Source organism: Rossellomorea sp. H136, assembly GCF_056838065.1.
The window spans coordinates 3,234,367-3,254,054 of record NZ_CM166371.1; the positions used below are offsets into that span (position 1 = coordinate 3,234,367).

General features: G+C 37.4%; 28 protein-coding genes. 4 read left to right on the top strand and 24 right to left on the bottom strand.

All coding sequences use genetic code 11. The features are described 5' to 3' along the window. Positions 1 to 49: 49 nt before the first annotated feature. The 11 genes from ACYH0O_RS16585 to ACYH0O_RS16635 form a co-directional block, all read right to left on the bottom strand. Complete coding sequence (locus tag ACYH0O_RS16585) at positions 50 to 595, bottom strand: phage major tail protein, TP901-1 family (protein ID WP_482629578.1); 546 nt, start codon at positions 593 to 595, stop codon at positions 50 to 52. 15 nt (positions 596 to 610) lie between these two features. Further along, entirely contained in the window at positions 611 to 1,000 is a 390-nt protein-coding gene (locus ACYH0O_RS16590) for a hypothetical protein (RefSeq protein ID WP_482629579.1), read from the bottom strand. A gap of 8 nt (positions 1,001 to 1,008) precedes the next feature. Next, complete coding sequence (locus ACYH0O_RS16595; RefSeq protein ID WP_482629580.1) at positions 1,009 to 1,350, bottom strand: HK97-gp10 family putative phage morphogenesis protein; 342 nt, start codon at positions 1,348 to 1,350, stop codon at positions 1,009 to 1,011. 301 nt (positions 1,351 to 1,651) lie between these two features. Then, a complete protein-coding gene (locus ACYH0O_RS16600) occupies positions 1,652 to 1,984 on the bottom strand; it encodes a phage head-tail connector protein (RefSeq protein ID WP_482629581.1) in 333 nt (110 codons plus the stop codon). A gap of 4 nt (positions 1,985 to 1,988) precedes the next feature. Further along, the gene (locus ACYH0O_RS16605) at positions 1,989 to 2,315 is read right to left on the bottom strand and encodes a hypothetical protein (protein ID WP_482629582.1); all 327 of its coding nucleotides are present in this window, start codon (positions 2,313 to 2,315) and stop codon (positions 1,989 to 1,991) included. Between the two features lie 28 nt (positions 2,316 to 2,343). After that, on the bottom strand, positions 2,344 to 3,282 hold the full coding sequence (locus tag ACYH0O_RS16610) for a phage major capsid protein (protein WP_482629583.1): 939 nt from the start codon (positions 3,280 to 3,282) through the stop codon (positions 2,344 to 2,346). A gap of 15 nt (positions 3,283 to 3,297) precedes the next feature. Beyond that, on the bottom strand, positions 3,298 to 3,945 hold the full coding sequence (locus tag ACYH0O_RS16615; protein WP_482629584.1) for a DUF4355 domain-containing protein: 648 nt from the start codon (positions 3,943 to 3,945) through the stop codon (positions 3,298 to 3,300). 133 nt (positions 3,946 to 4,078) lie between these two features. After that, positions 4,079 to 5,029 carry a minor capsid protein gene (locus ACYH0O_RS16620; protein ID WP_482629585.1) on the bottom strand — a complete coding sequence of 317 codons (951 nt, stop codon included), beginning with the start codon at positions 5,027 to 5,029 and terminating at the stop codon, positions 4,079 to 4,081. A 10-nt stretch (positions 5,030 to 5,039) separates the two neighbouring features. Further along, the gene (locus tag ACYH0O_RS16625) at positions 5,040 to 6,479 is read right to left on the bottom strand and encodes a phage portal protein (RefSeq protein ID WP_482629586.1); all 1,440 of its coding nucleotides are present in this window, start codon (positions 6,477 to 6,479) and stop codon (positions 5,040 to 5,042) included. 10 nt (positions 6,480 to 6,489) lie between these two features. Beyond that, the gene (locus ACYH0O_RS16630) at positions 6,490 to 7,776 is read right to left on the bottom strand and encodes a PBSX family phage terminase large subunit (RefSeq protein ID WP_482629587.1); all 1,287 of its coding nucleotides are present in this window, start codon (positions 7,774 to 7,776) and stop codon (positions 6,490 to 6,492) included. Then, positions 7,766 to 8,200 (bottom strand): terminase small subunit, encoded by a 435-nt coding sequence (locus ACYH0O_RS16635; RefSeq protein WP_482629588.1) that lies wholly within the window; start codon positions 8,198 to 8,200, stop codon positions 7,766 to 7,768. The genes ACYH0O_RS16630 and ACYH0O_RS16635 overlap by 11 nt, the downstream gene beginning before the upstream one ends. A gap of 371 nt (positions 8,201 to 8,571) precedes the next feature. Between ACYH0O_RS16635 and ACYH0O_RS16640 the strand changes: the two genes are divergently transcribed. Beyond that, positions 8,572 to 9,009 (top strand): hypothetical protein, encoded by a 438-nt coding sequence (locus tag ACYH0O_RS16640; RefSeq protein WP_482629589.1) that lies wholly within the window; start codon positions 8,572 to 8,574, stop codon positions 9,007 to 9,009. 44 nt (positions 9,010 to 9,053) lie between these two features. On the opposite strand, the gene ACYH0O_RS16645 is transcribed toward ACYH0O_RS16640, so the two are convergent. The 3 genes from ACYH0O_RS16645 to ACYH0O_RS16655 form a co-directional block, all read right to left on the bottom strand. Then, positions 9,054 to 9,542 carry a sigma factor-like helix-turn-helix DNA-binding protein gene (locus tag ACYH0O_RS16645; protein WP_482629590.1) on the bottom strand — a complete coding sequence of 163 codons (489 nt, stop codon included), beginning with the start codon at positions 9,540 to 9,542 and terminating at the stop codon, positions 9,054 to 9,056. A gap of 151 nt (positions 9,543 to 9,693) precedes the next feature. Next, complete coding sequence (locus ACYH0O_RS16650) at positions 9,694 to 10,521, bottom strand: hypothetical protein (protein ID WP_482629591.1); 828 nt, start codon at positions 10,519 to 10,521, stop codon at positions 9,694 to 9,696. 13 nt (positions 10,522 to 10,534) lie between these two features. Next, positions 10,535 to 10,735, bottom strand: coding sequence for an XtrA/YqaO family protein (locus ACYH0O_RS16655; protein WP_482629592.1), 201 nt, complete (start codon positions 10,733 to 10,735; stop codon positions 10,535 to 10,537). Between the two features lie 637 nt (positions 10,736 to 11,372). Here ACYH0O_RS16655 and ACYH0O_RS16660 point away from each other — a divergent pair. After that, positions 11,373 to 11,594 carry a hypothetical protein gene (locus ACYH0O_RS16660; RefSeq protein WP_482629593.1) on the top strand — a complete coding sequence of 74 codons (222 nt, stop codon included), beginning with the start codon at positions 11,373 to 11,375 and terminating at the stop codon, positions 11,592 to 11,594. A gap of 340 nt (positions 11,595 to 11,934) precedes the next feature. Here the strand turns inward: ACYH0O_RS16660 and ACYH0O_RS16665 are convergent, their stop codons facing one another. The 10 genes from ACYH0O_RS16665 to ACYH0O_RS16710 form a co-directional block, all read right to left on the bottom strand. After that, positions 11,935 to 12,351: a RusA family crossover junction endodeoxyribonuclease gene (locus tag ACYH0O_RS16665; RefSeq protein WP_482632593.1), complete on the bottom strand. Its 417-nt coding sequence runs from the start codon at positions 12,349 to 12,351 to the stop codon at positions 11,935 to 11,937. A 9-nt stretch (positions 12,352 to 12,360) separates the two neighbouring features. Then, on the bottom strand, positions 12,361 to 12,564 hold the full coding sequence (locus ACYH0O_RS16670) for a hypothetical protein (RefSeq protein WP_482629594.1): 204 nt from the start codon (positions 12,562 to 12,564) through the stop codon (positions 12,361 to 12,363). Positions 12,565 to 12,568: 4 nt separating this feature from the next. Further along, positions 12,569 to 13,426 (bottom strand): DnaD domain-containing protein, encoded by an 858-nt coding sequence (locus ACYH0O_RS16675; protein ID WP_482629595.1) that lies wholly within the window; start codon positions 13,424 to 13,426, stop codon positions 12,569 to 12,571. 10 nt (positions 13,427 to 13,436) lie between these two features. Continuing rightward, the gene (locus tag ACYH0O_RS16680) at positions 13,437 to 13,700 is read right to left on the bottom strand and encodes an AbrB/MazE/SpoVT family DNA-binding domain-containing protein (RefSeq protein ID WP_482629596.1); all 264 of its coding nucleotides are present in this window, start codon (positions 13,698 to 13,700) and stop codon (positions 13,437 to 13,439) included. A gap of 168 nt (positions 13,701 to 13,868) precedes the next feature. Next, positions 13,869 to 14,714 (bottom strand): recombinase RecT, encoded by an 846-nt coding sequence (locus ACYH0O_RS16685; RefSeq protein ID WP_482629597.1) that lies wholly within the window; start codon positions 14,712 to 14,714, stop codon positions 13,869 to 13,871. Then, positions 14,714 to 15,655, bottom strand: coding sequence for a YqaJ viral recombinase family nuclease (locus tag ACYH0O_RS16690; RefSeq protein WP_482629598.1), 942 nt, complete (start codon positions 15,653 to 15,655; stop codon positions 14,714 to 14,716). Before ACYH0O_RS16690 ends, ACYH0O_RS16685 begins: the two co-directional genes overlap by 1 nt. A gap of 109 nt (positions 15,656 to 15,764) precedes the next feature. Then, a complete protein-coding gene (locus ACYH0O_RS16695) occupies positions 15,765 to 15,980 on the bottom strand; it encodes a YqaI family protein (protein WP_148995699.1) in 216 nt (71 codons plus the stop codon). 218 nt (positions 15,981 to 16,198) lie between these two features. Beyond that, a complete protein-coding gene (locus ACYH0O_RS16700) occupies positions 16,199 to 16,447 on the bottom strand; it encodes a hypothetical protein (protein WP_482629599.1) in 249 nt (82 codons plus the stop codon). After that, positions 16,444 to 16,962, bottom strand: coding sequence for a helix-turn-helix domain-containing protein (locus tag ACYH0O_RS16705; RefSeq protein WP_482629600.1), 519 nt, complete (start codon positions 16,960 to 16,962; stop codon positions 16,444 to 16,446). Before ACYH0O_RS16705 ends, ACYH0O_RS16700 begins: the two co-directional genes overlap by 4 nt. Before the next feature lie 176 nt (positions 16,963 to 17,138). Further along, positions 17,139 to 17,396: a helix-turn-helix domain-containing protein gene (locus ACYH0O_RS16710; RefSeq protein WP_482629601.1), complete on the bottom strand. Its 258-nt coding sequence runs from the start codon at positions 17,394 to 17,396 to the stop codon at positions 17,139 to 17,141. A 167-nt stretch (positions 17,397 to 17,563) separates the two neighbouring features. On the opposite strand from ACYH0O_RS16710, the gene ACYH0O_RS16715 reads away from it, so the two are divergent. Next, positions 17,564 to 17,950 (top strand): helix-turn-helix domain-containing protein, encoded by a 387-nt coding sequence (locus ACYH0O_RS16715; RefSeq protein WP_482629602.1) that lies wholly within the window; start codon positions 17,564 to 17,566, stop codon positions 17,948 to 17,950. 314 nt (positions 17,951 to 18,264) lie between these two features. Continuing rightward, positions 18,265 to 19,533 (top strand): AlbA family DNA-binding domain-containing protein, encoded by a 1,269-nt coding sequence (locus tag ACYH0O_RS16720; RefSeq protein WP_482629603.1) that lies wholly within the window; start codon positions 18,265 to 18,267, stop codon positions 19,531 to 19,533. Positions 19,534 to 19,688: the final 155 nt, after the last annotated feature.

A 19,688-nucleotide genomic window follows, 5' to 3' on the forward strand; every position in this document is an offset into this window, starting at 1 on the left:
TTTTCCTCCTAAAAAAATTAAAAGAGGGGTTAGCCCCTCCGAATTCCCATTATGCTTCTGGTGGTGTTCCAAGTCCGTCGTCGGCTGGATCCGTTGCTAAAACGTCATGAAATACATAACCTAAGGTTTCTATATCATTTGAAGGCAGTGTCACTCGTCCCTTTTGCCGTTTAAATTGAGTCACAAAGGTCCCACTCACCTCAGGATCGACTTCTGATGGATTCGTAGTCTCCCATTCAGTTATATAACCCTGGCGATATTCTGCAGCGAAGGTAGTAACCGTGTCGGGATCTGTTCCTGTTTCTTCTCTATCAGCTAAATCTACTTCCCACATTTCTACAGGGTAGTCATCGACAATGGAATCACTGAGCATTGTAAATGTTGGGTCCGTTTCTGCCTGAAGCGCTGAGATACTTATCTCATCCTCAAGTGCTCCAGAACCTGAAACGCTGCCATCCTTCGTGACTGTTGATTCACGATCGCGGGTATATGACTTTGAGTGCTCGGTTTGAAAGACAAGTTTTGCTCCTTCTGCTGCCTCACCGAGTTTTCGAAAATAGAGCACCTTGTGTACTCCTTTTGCAATGTTGCCCATGCTTCTACCTCCTTATTAGGTAATTCTGTATTCTGCCTGGATAACTCCATGCAGCAGATTGTCAGTCGTTGTATTATCAAATATTTCATTTGAATCAAGTGAAACCAGTCTCACGTAGTAATTATCAAGCTGCACCATCCTGCGCAATGCCATTTCGAGATTATTGATCATTTCGGCAAAATGTGATCGATTATTAGCCATCTCCCAAACATGAATGGTTTGCGATATATTACCGGTTATTACTTCTTTATTGTTGATTACATCAGAACCTATCGATCCGGCTACATACACAAATGGATATGAGACTTCCTCGTCTTTTCCTGGAAGATAATCATATGTGTCATATTCCAGAGAAAGAGATTTATTGAATACTGCATTGAACAGTTGGATCTTTGGTGACTTCACCTAAGCACCTACTTTACAAGTCTATTTAGGTCATCGAAAAACTGCTTTTTCTGATTGTAGAATCCAGGAAAGATAAATGGTTGTGAGTCCATGAAGCGTGTTCCGAATTCAAGATAACCAGAGTGTTCTGATTTACTGATGGTCTTACCGACAAGTTTTCTTACCATCCTAGTTTCAATATTCCTTTTGGTGTAGCCCATTTGATACCCCTGTGTGAATTCCGCATTCTTAACTACCTTTTCTGTCATTTCGACGGTGTTATTTTTTACGATTTTCCCTACATCATCTTCAATCTCCCTATCCATTCGGTCAAACTTTGCAAGCAGGGCATCCAGTCCATCTAAGTCCACTCGCTCACCACCTCCAAAAACAAAACGCTCTCAGACCTGTATGTAACATGTCGGAGAACGTTATATTTCTTTCCGTTGATGACAGCTTTATCTACTTTTCGTCCGTATGGTCGCTGTAGCCTAACTGTGGTGATTTGCTTGTCTAAGGAGCCGAATAACACTTTCACTTTTTCCAAGCTGATAGGAGATGTGTTGCAAGGGAGTATGACACCATCATCCACCCTAACAACTGTCTTTCCGACAGAAGGATCATATGCCCTGCCTATAACTTTATGAAGTGTGACCCGATCGGAGTACCTCATCAAAAAAACATTACCTTTCCTGCAGTCTCTGTTATAGGGATATACGTTTCTAAGATGGACTGATAGGGTTTAAAATCATCTTCTGTAAATGAAACAGACCTGCCTTCGATGGATTCTGACTTCATCCCTTCACTACCGATTTTGTTATACCGGTTCACAACCAGCTCCTCAACAATGAACATTAACTCTTCAGGGATAACTGTCAGGCCAGCATTTTGTTTTAACCATACTTTCAATCTGGCTTCTACATTTGTGATAAGTCTATCAATCTGGCTATCTTGAAGATCATCTTGAATTCCCACAATAATTTTGACATTATCTTTGATGGTCATCCAATCACTTCAATTCTGCTTCTGCAGCAAGAGCTTCTTCTTTACCCTGAATCTTTTCTCCATTAGACAATACATACCAAGGACCGCCTGTATGCTTTGGGAATTCTCCTTCTTGACCATCTTGGTCCGCTGGCTCGCCATAGGAATTTTCTACATCTGCTTTGTTAGAAGGTCCCACTACTTCAATCAACACTTTCTTTTGCGTATTATTCTTAGTTGTGAGCTCCTCTAATCGTTCCTTAGACACTTTTTCACCTGGATAAGAATTCCCTTTGTAGTATGCTTTCTGTGTGTCCTTATCCGTAAATGAACGTAGTACAGTATATTTCAATTAAAATTCCTCCTAACATTTATATTATTTATCCTACCGGCGGAGCGTCAGGCGTTAACTTAGCGAACGCTTCATCTTTAATAATCATAAGACCTACATCCATAGTGGCACGAAGAGCAACCATTTCTTGCTCAAACAAGTTTATAGGTGACCCGTCTGCATTTGTAATAGTAGACAGTTGTGCTTCCTCTGAAATTGCATAATCAATATTAAAAGGAATACCGTATCTCAATTGATCAAAATCACCAGCGTAAAGAGTTCCCTTTGCAAGATTTGCAGTTTTTAAATCCACTGCTGGCAACCCATCAATAGTATTGTTTGAACGATCATACAATGATTGTAATGTTCCATTTTCAGCTTTTTGAGCATTGCGTAAGGCAGTATGATTTTGCACTTTTGAAATCCATGCGTTTGGCTCTACATCATTCTCGAAAAGCTCATCTTCTACAGCAAGGATATTGTCGTAAGTGATCCCGTCATAAACTATATTTTCTGCAGCTGTTACTGATTGTTCAATCGATTGAGTGAATGGGTTAGCTACATTCAGAATTCCTGCTTCATCAAACTTTTTGTAGAATGCCTCTGCAATTTTCGGCCGCATCAATTCAAAGAAATTCGAAACCCTGTACTGTAGATACTCTCGGGAAACTGGTAGAATGACACCCAGCTTTTTGGCCGTCATCTTTACTTGCAGCAAGGTTGGTTTTGAAGTTTGAATCTTCTCAGTCTCACCTACCCAGTAAGCCCCTGGTCCTTCAGCAAAGTATTCGAATGTCTTTTCCTTATCTGTCATTTCCTCATAAACGCCCAGCTGCATGATTTTGGAGTTTTCCATTACATCATTCAAGATCATAGTGTTGTACTTATCCGGAATCGTCCCATCTTTGGCTTCGTGAACCATTACATTATCTGGGCTGAATGTTTGTGCAAAGTACTGTAGATCAAGCTTTAAAAGATTTGTTCCCATATGATTTCTCTCCTCTTATTTAATGATTCTATTCTTCCTTGCCATTTCTGCTTTTGATGTATGGCTGCTGTTGTTTAGTTTTGAACCGCCTGTTTCAGGAGGATCCTGACGAAGCTTTTCCTTCACTGCGTTATTGACTGCAGCATCGAATTCCTTTTTGATGCTTGACACTGCTTCCTTGATTTTCTCGTTGTCCTCAAGCTTAATAAGAGAATCAGCAAACCCAGCCGGCAGTCCCTCATCTTTCAAGTCTGTTTCTACTTCAGAACGAAGTTGCTTAGTGTTTAATTCAAGTTCTCGCTTATCAAGTTCTTCGAGGCGCATCTTGTATTCAGCATCTTCTCTTTCTTTCTGAGTCATTTTTGCGTATTGTTCTGCATCCTTTTTAGCATCAGCAATTCTTTGATCAAGCTGAGACTCCCATTCCTTCTGCTTCTTCTCAAGAGCTTTTGCAAGCTTACGATCTGACTCAGCTTCAATCTTTTTTTGAAGTTCTTCTGACGATAGCTCAATTTTTCCTGGTGGATCCTTTAGTGGATCATCGGGATTCGGTGGATCAGCTGGCGGTTCATTCGGCTCAGCAAAATACTGAAGATCTAGTTTTAAAGGTTCAAACTGTTTCTTAAAGGCTGCTGGATTAAACACATTTATTGGTTTGATCAAGTTTATTTCCTCCTTACCCATGAACACGTAACAACACGCATGCGCCCATCATTAACGTCCTCACACGTTTTTTAGCAAAACAAATAAGCTTGTTTATAACGTCTGGTGCTCAAAGACGCGCTCCAACAAATTCTTATAAGGTGTATTTCTCTTTCACACTCGCGAAAAAATTCTTTCTCCAATCGCCTAATACAAGAGCTGTTGAACTCCTACAGAACGGATGCATTGGAGGAGCATTGATTCCTGGCTTCATTTCCTTCACTTTGAATTTTTTCTTATTCAAAAGTTCACATCTCTTTGTGGTCTTCCCATCCATTACGGCAACATATTCGTATTCAGCTTCTTCATCGTTTGAGACAGCCTGATATGATAACTTTTGGGCTTCCATTTGTACTCTGGCAGTTTCAGTGATTAATAATCTTTTTGCATCAAATGAACTTACATCGAATCTCTCTCGAATCTTTCTGACGTACCTATTTGGATGGACACCACGAACAATGGCACTATTAATAATATTGGCCAACTCTTCTCTGAGGGCTTTCATATCTCCCCATATCCTTGAAGACCACTTTGCTCCGTAAAACGAGGCTCCTACAATTGATTTAAGAGTAGGAGTGGTGATTGCCATATTGACTCCTAATATCCCGGCTTGCCTTAACACTTCAGATATACCTGCCTGCTCCAGATACTCTTGAAAGGTCTTATCTTGCTCATTCATCATCGATACCAAGTGAGCATTCAAATACATCATAAGGAGCTCCTGCCGGTTTATCCTCATTTTTGTATTGTAGGTATAGAGCTCCTTATTCGCCTTCGGAGAGAAGTCCTTCTCCCTCACATATCGTGCAGCTGTTCTTTCAAATGATTGAACATCGAATTCTGAAACTCTCTTCTTTGCTTCAGCTAACGATATCGTACTTTTTTCTGCATACCGGGAATAAAAAGCATTGATTTCTTTTTCTACCTCGCGAAGAGCATGATCAATTATCTCTTTTAATTTTTTTGATACCTCTTCATCTTTCATTTGCTCATGCTTGATATTGTCTCTTTCACGCTTTATCCAGTAGGATTCTTCATCTGCCATCTACCACACCTCAATTCCTCATATACTCGGACATCGATTGTCTTTGTTCGGCCCTTTCACCTGATATCTTTTTTTCTTCCTCTTCTGGGTTTTCTACAATCATTGGAATGATCTTCAGCTTCGTTTCCTGGGACAACTCACCTCCAAGTGCATTGAACATCTCCACTGCCTCTTTCGTGCTCTTAGGAAGGTTTGGAGTGAATTTATAAGTTAACCCTTCAAACTCTCCTTTGCCCGCTTCGCTCGCCAGGTGCATGACATTGTTTATCAGCTTATAACGTCGATTGAGAGACCTTTTGAATAATCGCTCTTTGTTAATCCGTATTTGTTCCAGACCAAATAACTTGTACTTCATGGCTTCTCCTGTTTGTTGGCCACTGAAATTCTCATCATTTAGATCCGGTGTATTTGTGAACTTATGAATATCCGTTTGTAGCCTTCCTTTATACGCTTCACTTCCAGATACATCGTATTGTTTATAGATATAATCAGCTTCAATGTGTCCCTCTCTACCATCTGCATTTTGAGTTGGCTTAAGGAAGATGATATTTGCCTCTTTCATCTTCTTCGCTTCGGTTGCATCCAACTCGACATTACCGAGTATCTTCAGCATGGCATCATTCAGATCAGTCATATAGTTTGCCGTATCAGATTGCGCTGCATCATATAAATCGATCAAGTCCAGTACATTCTCAAAATCCCCCTGACGGAATCGATTATTACTGTGTTCATTAATCGGGACTCCCGCAAACGGATGATCAATCTCACTATCAATCGTCAAATTATAGTCACCCATATTCGAAGTGAAATACGTGTAGATCTTCTTGTCTGTATAAAGAATGACTTTAATTTTTCTTTGTCCTCCATAACCAACTGTGAAGTATCTGACCCCAGCAATAACGTTCTTCTCTATAGTAGTGTCATAGATCAAGAAGGTTTCTAATGGTGAAGACAAATATACCTTGGTTTGATCTCGTTGGTTCCGGTGTATCAGTTCATATGCCCGACCGTAGATAGATAAATCAAGAACAATATCTGCATTAAGCGCTGCATCTTCGATCGTCTCGTTGATTTCATTAATTCTCTCTTGAGTGGTTTTATCCTTATGGCGGACTGAAATAGGGACACCAACAAAAAATCCCTGCATGAAGTTAGATACATACTTCGCGTAATTGTGCTTGGCCCGGTGATCTGCCTTATCATCCTCTTTGCGCCGTTTTGAGGCTGAGATTGTTGTGTTCTCTCCAAGATAATAATCGTCCAAGACATTGAGCCTTGGACGTTGGTGTTCGATATGATGTTTTAGAATGGCGGAAAGTTCACTTGTATCTTGGACCAGCGATTTAGCTGATTCAAACGTATATTGAATATTTGCCTCTTTACTAAACCGCCTCTTCTTCGTCCTGCTGTACTTATCTTCTCCAAGCTCAAAATCATTAACGTGATTCATGTTCCACCTCCTATATACCTAATCCTTTTAAAGCATTGTAAGTGTCGTCTTTCTTAGCAACTCCCAAATGGTATTGTTCCAAGCTGTATCTCAATGCATCGATAATATGGTTATTTGCATCTATCGGTGTATTCAACCACTTACCGTCTTTATCCTGATCAAATGTGTACGTATTAAATTCTTCAATAGTATGTTCACATGTGGGATGAATGTACACCTTGAATCCTTGGATGAACAGTATTCCTTGATTCACGCTGCCTTTCCCTTTGACTGAAGCTCTCATCCTTCGAACGCCTTTATTGATTAATTCCTGAATCAATCGTCGTTCTGCAGAGTCAGCTGTGATGACTGATTTAAGAAGTCCTTTTCTAATAATCATCATATAGATGTCATCAGTGAGCATCGCTTTCTCATAATGCTCATCATATATCCAAAGTTCCTTATTTTTCAGGTCCACCACTGAACTTGGTAAGGTAGTAGGATCGTTTGTAAAACCAAAGTCCATACCATGTGCAGTTTCCTGGATCTCTTTGATTTTCTCCTGAATATCGAAATCCCTGACATGGAAGTTATCAAATACAAGCCCTTCAGCTACTCCCCATTCACCATCACAAACAATCCTGGCACGTCTAGGGTTAGTTCTATATAAGTCCTCATATCTGTATCGGTCAACATCATCAAGCCACTCATTAACTCGAAAGGTCGTTGTAATCGCAAACGTATCTTTTTCCCGGGTCTCTTCATCAAAGAAGACTTTCTTAAGCCAGTGTCGTTCAGACCAGGGATTAAAAGTAACTGTTATCTGTTTAAAGAAGTTCGGATCATCATATTTACCACGGATTGATTCAACAACAGTTCGAAATTTAGCTTCAGTTTCAATTTGATATGCTTCTTCAAACCATGCCCAGCTCAATATCCCAACATCAACGGTTATTGATGTGATCTTCAATTCATCATCAAGACCTCTGAATAAGATCTTTTGGCCAGTAGGCATGTACGTTATCTCTGGCATCGATTCATTGAACTTAAATAAATGGGCAACCCCTAATTGCGTGGCTGCCCATTTTAAATCAGTATAAGTAGATTGTTTGTTGGTGTTTGAATATCTTCGGACTACTAAGAGATTCGCCCAGGAGTATTTCATGATTCTGTGAATGAAATTTAATGCAGTGTTCTTTGATTTCTTACTACCACGTGAACCTTTTACTACCCGGTAGAACTGCTTGTTGTTCCAAAACCGGTTGTAACCTCCACCTATCTTCTTTTTGATAGAGATTTTATGTTGCTTAGTCTTCATCTGGTACATCCTCTACAAAAACAGGAGTAATGGTTTCGACCTGCTGCTTATCGGTCCACATGACATATCGTTTTCCTAAGAGTTCTGCTGCCTTAACACGATCTTTAAGAAAAGGATCCTTATCTTCTAGCTGTTGAGCACCTTCACCAATGCCTACTGGGATTTGTTCTGTATGCTCCCCTCTCATTACGGCTGTGAGAAATTGAAGGATCTCATCCTGTTCAGCTATTGATTCCTTTTTCAATTCTTCTAGACGGTCATCAATATATGATCTCACGTTAGCCTTTGTTAGCAGCCTACTTCCAGAGGCTCTTGCAGCTGAATCCTTTTTCACATTAGGGTACGCGATTTTATATGCTGCAGAAATATTACCAGTTCTCACATATTCATCAGCAAAGCGTCTCTGTTTCTCGGTTAGTTTCATTGCACCTCACCTGCCACCTCCAGGTATTTATATCTGTTTTGTGAATAAGATAAACATCAATAATACACATTATTATTAAACTTGTATTTTTTCTAATAGTATATAAGGAATATTAATAAATTTTTCTTATCATTAATACAGGATTCGTACCACAAAATACATATTTTTTATAAAAATAGGCATACGCACAAGAACAGATTTATTAATTGAATATATTATTATTGTTCTACCATCTAAGTATGTCCCATCATACTCTCAACCTACATGTATTAAACATGTAGGTTGTTTTTCGCTTTTATAATCAAGTAGCACAATCCTTTCCTTCTAATTCGCATAAAATATATAAGTTTTAGAATAGAGGAGGTGAGATTATGGGAATTTTTCTAGACGGTAGAACAAGTCAAAATGCTAGTTTGGCTAACAGTATATCTACTCCAATCCTTGTAGGTACCGATTCTTTATTTGGTATTGTTGGATTAGACGTAACAAAGGCAACCGTTGGACAGATAAGAGTCGAGTTCAATGGAACTGTCGCTGTACAGTTACCATTAGCCCCAGTTGCAACTAGTGTAACTATTACTATTGTTAGAGGAACACAACAAACAGGATTGACAACAGTTTTTACTGCAGAACAACAATTGAGTCTTGAAGTATTGGGTCCTCAGCTTGTTACATTTTCTGGTGCAAACTTTAACGCCCCTAAACCGGAAAGTGGACCCTTAGTATATAGTGCATTTGTAAGTGCAACAGCACTAGGAACACTCAGAGTAGGTCCAGAAAGTTTTAGCGCAATTGCAACTTCAGGATAATTTCATATTGGACAAGCATGCCCCCCATTCTTGGTGGGGCATTTTTAAGAGATTAAAAACAGACTACTATTTTTTCTACTTTCAATCTTCTTCTCTGCACGCTCCACATGATTCTGAAGAGTTGTTTTTTTAATTCCCATTAATTCAGCTGTGTAACTATATGATAATCCTTCTACTTTAACCATAATGAAAGCATCTTTTTCTCTTTTTGTAAGGTTGCATAATGCATCATCAATAATTGCTTGTCCTAAACTTGTACTTTTTTGAGAGGTTACATTATAAATTGGATTTACATATAAGGAATCTAATATAATAGGATCACTTAAATACACACTAGTCCTATCTATACCTCTACTGTTATCAGGATTTCTCCCAGAAATAATCCAATCTATTGCAAATTTTAAGTCGGCAATCATTTCATTCACTACTTTGATATCTTCTTGAGCATTTAACTCGGTTCGGCTCTCTAATGTTCTCTTTAGTTTTCTTGCATCTCTCAATGAATTTTTATATTCATAAAGAAGCTTCCTCATATTAGACTCTCCTTTGCGGCGTATACTTTCACTTACTTCCCTGAGCATATTCAACTAACTAAAATTAAAAAGGACACCAATCAAAACACAGTAAATTGTGCAAAGATTAGTGTCCTCCAGTTGGCTGGTAGAACTTTATTTAATATAAACCTTATATTACTGACTCCTTATTACCAATTCCTGGTGCTGTATTATTTTTAATAAACTGAATACTACCATCAGAAATTAAATTTTCGTTTTCATCAAACCATAGGCCATTTATATTTATATCAGCTTTAAAAGTCTCACACTTTACTATCCCATGAAGGTTTTCATACATCAATTCTAGTTTGACTTCTGGAAGAAGGCCTCTTGAATCAATAGTTTTCAACTTATCATTTCTACTATCTCTCCAACCTATTAAGCTAGCGATAGCTATAAGAATATTAATCATTTCTAAAGATTCAAAATTAATGAAGTGCTCTTTTGAATCTTTAACTCCTGTAATATAATCTGAATGGATAGTTCTATTTTCATTAGCAAGTATTCTATTATCATTTATAAGAGAAAAAAAGATACCATATTTAATTTTTAGATTCTTATCAAGATTAAAATCCAATAGGTTTTTATTAATTTTTTCGATATATAAAGGTGAAACATCCACTAGTAGAGAAACATTAACATTTTTAGCAATTCCATTACCAACGTTGATCAAAGTAAATTCTGGAGAATTTTTCTCCACTAAAACATTCTTTCGAATATCCCTATCTATCCTATATTTAAAATTGGTCCTCTTAACTATGAACTTGGGTTCTGTCTGTAAATCTCTATCCTCTAATAATAAATTAAATTGCTTTTCACTATGTTCAATAGCCTTTTTGGTATATCTTATATTAACAATCGCAATTATTGTCGCAATAACTGTTGCACTTGAAACAATTATAGAGAAAAATTCTTTAATACTAACCAATAAGCTTGCCATAAAAAAAACAAAATACATGAAATATTCCACCTTAAAACTCTTCCCCCTCATTCCACCTAATACGTTTCACTTTCCCCTGATGCGTAACAATATTCGTTTCCCCGTGAGGAGGCAACTCAGCAACCTTCGCCTTCCCATCACAAACCACAACAGCAAAACTTCCTTCTTTATCCATTATATCAATTTCCAGTTTCAAAGTACTAGGGTTAATTTCTATATCTGATAACCTCACCAGAACCCCTCCTATGGTAAAATTAAGTTGGCTGGCCGGGAGAAATCCTGGCTTTTTTATTCTTCTCTAAAATTAATAATTTCGTCTACACCAGAATTCGAAAACGGCATAGGATAATACGGGAAATGTCTTAACCTCTTTTCTAGGAATCGAGCTGGTCACTCGGTTCCTTATTTCATTTCTTTTTCCAAATATAAATTATTCCTAGATGAATACTTAATATTGATTTATTGAGAGTACATACAAAAATGTATTAACCGGTTATTATTCACAGGAATGCTCAAAATTCCGCCTAACTCCCTTCGTGGTATCATGTACCTAGTTTTTTAGCAGAGGAGTTATTAAATGATTTTTAACATTGGTGATAAAGTCTTGTATCAAAGTGAAGAGTACTATGTGTACTGGATATATAATAGTGAATACATAGAGTTATCTAAGGATAATCGTTATCATTGTGAACTAGCTCACGTCTCTGAACTCACACTAGTTAAACCTAAAAAATACCTAGCAAAGTATTGATGTCAGAATTAATAAATTGGTACTGTACCTTTAGTAACTTAAAAATTGGTTTTTTATATGTTAAAATTATCCAAAACATGACAAGTTCTTTCCTTTTTAAAGAAAGGAGGCAGAGAATGTGTCAAAGAATCACGAATTAATAAATATATTAAAGACCTTACAAACATATGCAGAATGTGATATTACTCAGTCTTTTTCTGAAAACGACTCCGAGGTATTATTAGTTTACTATTGTAAGGAAACTGAATCATTTATCATCATCCAAAATGAAAAGATCGAAGCTTATGATGACATAAATTCTGCATTATCAGTATTAGAAAATTTATTACAAACACATTAGAAGCATCACTAATTTTAGTGGTGTTTTTAATTTTCACTCTTCCATTTTTCAGTAAATTACGGTAAAATATCCTAGTTGGTGATTTTGGTAGTCGTAAGAAAGGTGATTTTTTGAACTCATTAATTGTCTTATCAGAAGAAAAGCTCCAGGACATACTGATAGATTCAAAAAGAATCGGTGCTTCCATAGATTTCATAAGAATGGTTGAAGATGCACTCCAACTTAAAAATGATTTAAAAGAAATGAATACATATCTCAACTAATCATTACTTAGAAATCTTAGAACTTCTAAATCTATTATCAGGAGAAACGATGCACATAGTCGTTTCTCCTGATTTTTTTATTGCTCAATGGGTACCACCATAATCTCAATCCGAGGAGTCTCGCTATACCACTTACTGGCCAATAACTCCACCACCTGGCTATCATCCTTCCAGAGGATCTGGTTACAAGCGTCTTTGATTCCTTTCACGTAGTTGTCTACATCAGGTTTCGTCACTGGTCTCAATTCACCACTCTCAGCTGCAACTAACTTCTTTTTGCTGAAGTTCTTTAACGTTGGCTTGTAAACCCTGATAAACAACTGAAGTGGACCTTCAAGCAGTTTCTTAGGGCGGTGCTCGGCAGCAACCAGCTTTACATATTTCTTGAAGTCTTTAGATTTTTTCGGATCATAAGCCCTGGCTATTCCTCCTTGGGAGCTAAACCTTGGTCTCCCCTGAGCTACGGGGGTTCCATAGACCGTAAATTGAATCATCTTCATTGATCAAAACCACCCATTTTCAGAACTCTCAACATTCCTGTTTCTAAATTTAGCAATGGCTAATTCTTGCCTGAGATCATAATAATTCAGGTCATAAATGCTAGTCCCACTCTTCGTTTCAGTTACACCTAAGGTAAGGAGCTCACCAATCATCCCTTGTGACTTCGTTTCCTGAGTAATCTTAATAGAATCAAATAATACACCCATTTCATTACCCCCTTTTAAATGCTAAAAGCTCTGCTTCAAGCTTTGCCTTTTCTTTCTCAAAGTCATAATCACTAGGCTCGCTACATTGATCCTGTGTAGAATTCCTTTTCTCTTCAAACCAATCTGGTAATCTCTCAGTACGAATGGGTCTGACTTTTCCGGAAGACCTCACAGGTGTTCGCTTTGTCCTCTGCTCCTTAAATTGCTGTTGCTCAGCTCGAGACTGCTCAAGAGTTCTAATCCCCTTCTGAAACCAGTTCTTAAGAATGGCTTCAACGTATCCCCACTTTTTCGTTCCTTGCTCTACAGCAATCTTCATGGCCTCCAGTACCAATTCCTCACAGAGATCATCACACCAAGACACAATCTTTTGCGGTATATAACCTCCCAAGATCCCAAAACCCTCTTGCTCGTAAAACTGAAACGGATTGAGCGATGCAGGTGCATCATCTACTACATCTTCTTTTAGTTTCGTTTTGTTTTGTTTATGTTTAGGTATGGTCAACTGTTGGTCATCGGATTGGTATCCATATTGGTATACGGATTGGGTATCGGATTGGTATAGCGATTGGTCAACTGAGTTGACCAATGACTTTACCTTATAGATGGGAGCCTTCCCTTTCTTTCCTTTTTCGTACTCAATCAATTCGTTTTCGATAAGCTTTATTCGAGCATTAACCAACCCTTGTTTAGAAAGGCCCGTTAATTTCTCTACTGTGGAGTTGGGCGCATTGAATCGTTCTTTCCAGCCAGCCATATTGTTTATAGCCATCAGAGTGTGCCATAACGCAATTGCGCTGGTATTAAGATCGTTCAGTAGCAACCAATCCTTAAAAGCTTTGAGTTCTTTTAGATAATTCAAGTCATCACCTCTATGCTTGTCTTACGTATGAAATAGCTGCTGAAATAGATTCCCTATCTTCTTGGTTCGTTGCGTCTGACAAAGCATTTTCAAGCCATGTGAGCGTATTATTTTTTGTAACATCCGTTTGATAAGGTCTGAAGACAATACCTCCATGATCCAGAAACATTTCTAATGGTGTTCCACTATTCAACCCCTGTGTTCTTCTAATCTCCTTTGGAATAACCACTCTACCTAATTCATCAATCTTTCTCACGATTCCAGTTGCCTTCATAATTCCTCTTCCTTCCTTTCACAAATCGCTTTCCCCTCTTTAATACCTTTTACGTGATAATGGGGATATCGCTTCATATAGTCCAATACGAGACATTTCAACTCTTCCTTACTCTGAGCCTTCTCCCAAATCCATCTTGGAAGAAGGACTCTGTAAGGTACTTCATGGTTAATCAAACTTCATGTCCATCGTGTCTTGTGCAGATTCTTTTTGGCTTTTCTTTGATTTAGATTCTTTTGCTGGTTCTTCCGTTTGTTCTTCCTGAACCTCATATTCGATTGTGTTGTCATCCTCTTCGGGTGTGATATCTTTCAATTCACGATCCTCATTATCTTCAATAACAGCCTTTTGCATTTCAACTGAGAGAATGCCCCATTTAGATAAGAGACTCTTCAGTACCGTTTTCATGGCCATTGCATCCCAATCATTCTTCCAACCGAAATCGGATTTACTGAATTTCTTCCGATGCTTCTCTACTTGCTCTCGGGTCCAGTAGACAGTTTTTCTAAATCCATTCAGTAGTTCAAAGTAAGCTGCATATCCAATGACGGCTTCTGATTCTCTTTGATCAAAATCGATATCGATTCCCTCTGTTAGGGGATTCCATTTAATCAATTCCCCTTCATGGATTGGTGTAACGTTTATATACCGGTACTGTCCGGTTCTAAGGGCTAATTGAATATAACCTTTATATCCAAGTTGAAATTGTGCCTTGCCCCCATATGGGACAATCCAGGAATACCCTAAATTCTTATCTACTGGAAGATCTAAAGTGGCTGCAATCATTGCTGAAGAGATAACTGACATTGGTTCAGCTTTCTGTAGCATCTTTTCATTGTTGTAAAGGCTAAGGATAGAGGCGGTAAACTGTGTTGCTCGTTTACCTAATACCTCTTCAAAGCGCTTAATCACACTAGGACTAGCTAGTAACCCTTTCATAGTGGAGCCTTGTGTAGAAGGAGCTTGTCCATTCTTGTTAGCTAATTGAGTTTTAAGAGATTGATTGGTGGCCATTATTTAGCCTCCTTGATATCAAATCGTCTGTAAGCACTCTTTTTGGTTACTTCTTTATATATATTCGGAAACTTCTCTTTTAATAGCTTTGAATCTACTCTATTTGACTCTATCGGCTTCCAGGCGACTTCGTAATTCGAGCAGAAGCCTAATTCCGCTTCTTTTAATTCATGCTGCAGGTCATGCTGAATGTGTTTTTTCTGTTTTTCTAACTCGCTAATGGTTTTCTTCAAATCGAAGTACTCAATGATACGATCTTTATTGGTACTCTGTAGCTCGATATACTTTCCTTTTTCAGCTTTGGCATACTTTTCTTTTAAGTACTTTTCAGCAGCACTAGATCCGTCCAGGGCTGGGGGATTTCCACCCATTACGTGGTACTCCCAGAAATGCTTTTCTGCTTCAAAAATAATACTGATTAATTCTTCGTCTCGGTCCACTTCTTTACATATAAATTTGTTACCGCCTATCAAGACCGCGATGTATGCCTTGGGGTATCCAAGTACTCCTAAGTAATGTTGTACCTGTACCAAATACGATTCAGGTATTTCTTCGCTCTCCCAATCTTTCGCAAGGAACTGATTAGCTGTTTTACATTCAAGTAACGCTGTTTCCCCAACAACTTTACGATCAATATTAGCGATAATGTACTCATGATCAGGGTGTTGAAGGATGGCATTTCTCTTTCTTACCTTCTTCCCCATACGCACTTCAAATTCTTTTGCGACCATATCCTCAAAGAGATTTCCAAAGTAGGCAGCTTCACTGGATGATTCTTCAATAAGTACCTGACCTGTTTTCTCAAGCCATAATTCAAAAGGTGTTTTATATTTATTTAATCCAAGGATGATGGAAGCGTCTGATCCTCCAATTCCTTTTCTTCTCATTTCTAACCATTCATTACGATCCATATCATTTGTAGTTGCTAATATCGCTGGCATAAATTCCCCTCCGATTGATTTATTTTTAAAAGTACTATAGAATGAATGAAACATTTTCTTTGAGGGTTGACCCCTCTTTCCAACGAGACCTGTGTGCCAGCACAGGTCTTTATTCTGCTATTGAGAAATGAAACTTACATTTCTCAATCAAGTAATCCTCTAAGTTTTCTTCCAAGATGACTTCACCATTATCAGGATCCGTTATTATTGAATCTCCAACCAAAATCTCGTTCCCAAAATAATCAATTCCGTTGTGTTCTGGCTGAGATACCATATTGGTGTAGCCATATTTCTCTAACCTTGTGATATCCGGATGTTCAAGCATTTGTTTCACCTCCTAAAATTGGTAATGCATGAAATTTGCTTTCACATTCATTCACGTTATATAATTCTTTTTGCGCATAAAATAGTGAGATGCAGTAAGCTTTGGTGCCAGCCTTAGCTTGCTGCTTTTTTTGTTTTGTTCCTAAGTAAAAGTGTTTTTTCAAATGAAGAAAGCTTTAACCATTCGCCTGCTTTGATTTTCAAGTCCTTCACTCCTTCCTAGCTTCGATTCATCATGACGTTCACGAATGTTTGAGTAATATGATGTAATTCATCCTGCTTTACTTTCTTCTCTGCCAATCTATCAAGCTCTTTAATCGAATTAAGTAAATCAACCGCTGATAACATGGCATCTTTATATTTTCCTTCTTCCCTTCTTTCTTCAATTGACTGAATTGAATTCCATGAGCCCCTTTGATGTTGAACTGCCTTACGTAGATCTTCTTTCTTAAATGTTTGAGTGATCACTTTTGTAACCTCCGTGCTTTTAGGGTTAATCTCCATTGTTTAAAAATCTGTATCATGGAGAATTGATATTCTTTTGATATTAGAGCGACAAGGTTGATCATACTGGCTGCAGCATCTAATACTTCAAAGGCAACCTTTTTCATTTCTTCTCGCTCTGTATCACTTTGAGATCTGACCGGCTTATACCAACATGCTTTTTCAAGATGTTCTAAAGCTTCAAGTGACTCTTTTTTGACCAGGAGCATCATGGATGTTGGATGATGTTCAATGAATTCTCCGTTTAGATATGGTATTGATACATCTCCAGCTGACTCATTCCATCTAACGAAGTAATATTCTTCATCGTCGATTGCTTCAGCTGTTATTGCTCTTAAATCCTTAGGGAAACGCTGTCTCCCTGTTTCGTACTTTGCAATGCTTTCTCTTGAAATAGGAAGCTTTAGTGATAGTTGATGTTGCGTTATTCCCTGACGTCTTCGTGCACTAGCAAGCTCCTCCCCTTCCATAACTCTCATAAGGGTTGCTCCTTCCTTTACCTATATATGGATTTCATTGTTCAGACTTAGTTCATAAAATGAAGTTAACTTGCTTTTTCAGATTTTTGTTTACGTTCCTCGATGATTCTTGGGACAGATGTTTTTAAGAAGTAGCTTAGGATTTTTTTGATTGTTTCATCCGATGGTTGATTCATTTAGATAACCTCCTTGAACTTTATTACCGAATTGGTAATTTTATTTTCAAAATAAAGCTCTTCTAGCGGTACATTTAGAACCTTCGCAATAATTGCTATTTCTTCAGCACTTATTTTTCTTTTTCCGTTTTCTTTATAGTAATAAGCATTGTATCCTTCGTAGCCTAGAGCCCTTGACATATCATCAATAGTAAATTTTTGCTTAATTCTTAGAGTTTTTATCTTTTCAAGATTTAAAAGTTTCCTTTGTACTTTCATTTACTCACCTCCTCACAAAAATTACCGAATCGGTAACTTTAACTATATATTAAATTACCTTTTTGGTAATGTCAATAAAATAATTACCATTTTGTCAATTTTATTTCTTACCGCTTTGGTAAATGATAATCTAAATATATAAATATAACGGTAAAGGGATGAAGCTAATGTCTTCATTAGGAAGTAATATAAAAAAATTAAGAGAACGAGAAAATATTTCACAAAAAGACTTTGCCCAAAAAATAGGAGTTTCCAATGTTGTTCTGTCTCGTTATGAAAAGGATGAAAGAAAACCAGATTACGACATGATAAAGAAGATTGCTGATTACTTTGAGGTTTCCATCGATTTCTTACTTGGCAGAGAGGAAAAGGGGAATCCAAAAGTAGATACCCTTGAAGAAGTGAACAAACTCGTTAAAGAGTACGGCATAGAGCAATTTGGTTTCTTTGATATTGATAAGTGGAAGGATCTTTCACCGGAGGATATTGAGGAGATTAAGAAGCATTTTGAGTATGTGGTGTTCCAGGCTAAGCAGAGGAATAAAGAAGACTAAAACAAAAAGCTCAGAGAATTTTCTCCGAGCTTTTTTGAATTCTATTAAAGCCCCCTGTAATGGGAGAAGGTTTAATGGAAGAAGGTTTGTTATGTCACCTTTAATATATGATTGGTAGACTGAAGGTTGAAATGGACGTAATTTACTCAATCTATAGACAAGTGTAAGAAGTATGCTGCTGAACAGAAAGAATTGAGAATGGAAAATAGAGAATTGATGACTTAACTGTTTAAGAAAATCTAATCAAACAATTTATAGAAAAATCTTACAGTTTACTGTAAGATTATATTATAAAATTTTTTGGAGATGAAATCATGTATGAAACGATATTAGAGCTCTTGGATGCAGGTGGAGAAACAAGAAATATTGAATTTAAAAAGAGTTATGATTGGGGAGATCCTCAACAAAAAGCCAAGATAGTAAAATGTATTCTTGCTATGAGCAACACTAAAGATGGCGGTTATCTGGTATTGGGTGTTGACGATGACAAACAAGGATTAGAAAAACTTTGTGGAATGGATTTAGAGCATTATCAAAAAATAAATTTTGACCATATAGTGGTCGAAGTTAATAAGTTTGCTGATCCTCCTATTTCATTTCAGATGTATATGATTGAAGAGAATGTAAAGAGTTTTGTCTTATTTCGTATACCAGAATTTGAAGAATTGCCTATACTTTGTAAAAAAAGTGGTGAACAAGGATTAAAAGAAGGAGCAGTGTACTCTCGATCTAAGTCAAAGCCAGAATCTGCAATTATTAGATCTCAGTCTGAGATGAGAGAATTGATTGATATGGCTATAAATAAAGGAATCAAAGAATTCTATACTAGAGTCAGAGATTCTGGATTGCAAATAGCAGATGATAATTCTTCAGATAAGTATGCAGTTGAATTAGATGAAATTGAGAACCAACATATATTTGACTCCATCAAACGAGGGGGATACTGGAGAATCGTTGTCAAACCAACACATTACAAAGAAAACAGAATAGAATCTTTATCAAAGTGTAAAGAGAGATTGTACCATAGTAAGTTAAGTCTAAGAGGATGGGATTTCCCACATTTCCGAGATTTAGAGAGTGGAAATGGATTCATACAGTCATCTGAAGATTTTGCTCAATTCAAAGAGTTATTTAGATTCTTTAAGAGTGGTCAATTTATTTATTATAAAGCAATGTATGAAGAGCATATTGATGCCTCTTATAAGCAAAAAGTAAATGGAAAAGGGTTAGAAATATTAAGCACACTTCTATTATTCACTGAGATATTTGAGTTTGCTTCACGACTCTTCCAGCAGGAGGACATGGGAGATAAGGTAACTGTTCTTATTGAAGGCTTTGATCTTAAAGGACGTAAATTATTCTTTTATGAACCAACTAGGACACTTTTCCGAGATTATGTTTCCAACATCGAAGACGAGGCTAAAATAGAGGTAGAAGTAGACATTGAGAGGCTAATTTCAGAAAGTGGGATCTTGGCAATCAAAGCCTCAAACGAGCTATTTGAAAGGTTTGGTTGGGATACTGATGCCGTACAAGGACTTTTCAAAGAACAGCAGCAAAAACTTTTAACAGGAAGAATTTGACCGATTTCAGGTCGAATTCTTGGTTAATATGATAAAGAATGCGCATTGCATATTCATCAATCCTACTCCATTAACCTAATACCAATTATTTCAATAAATTCTGCTTTGCACAAGTGGATTAATACTACACTATTTGTAATACAGGAAATGGCATT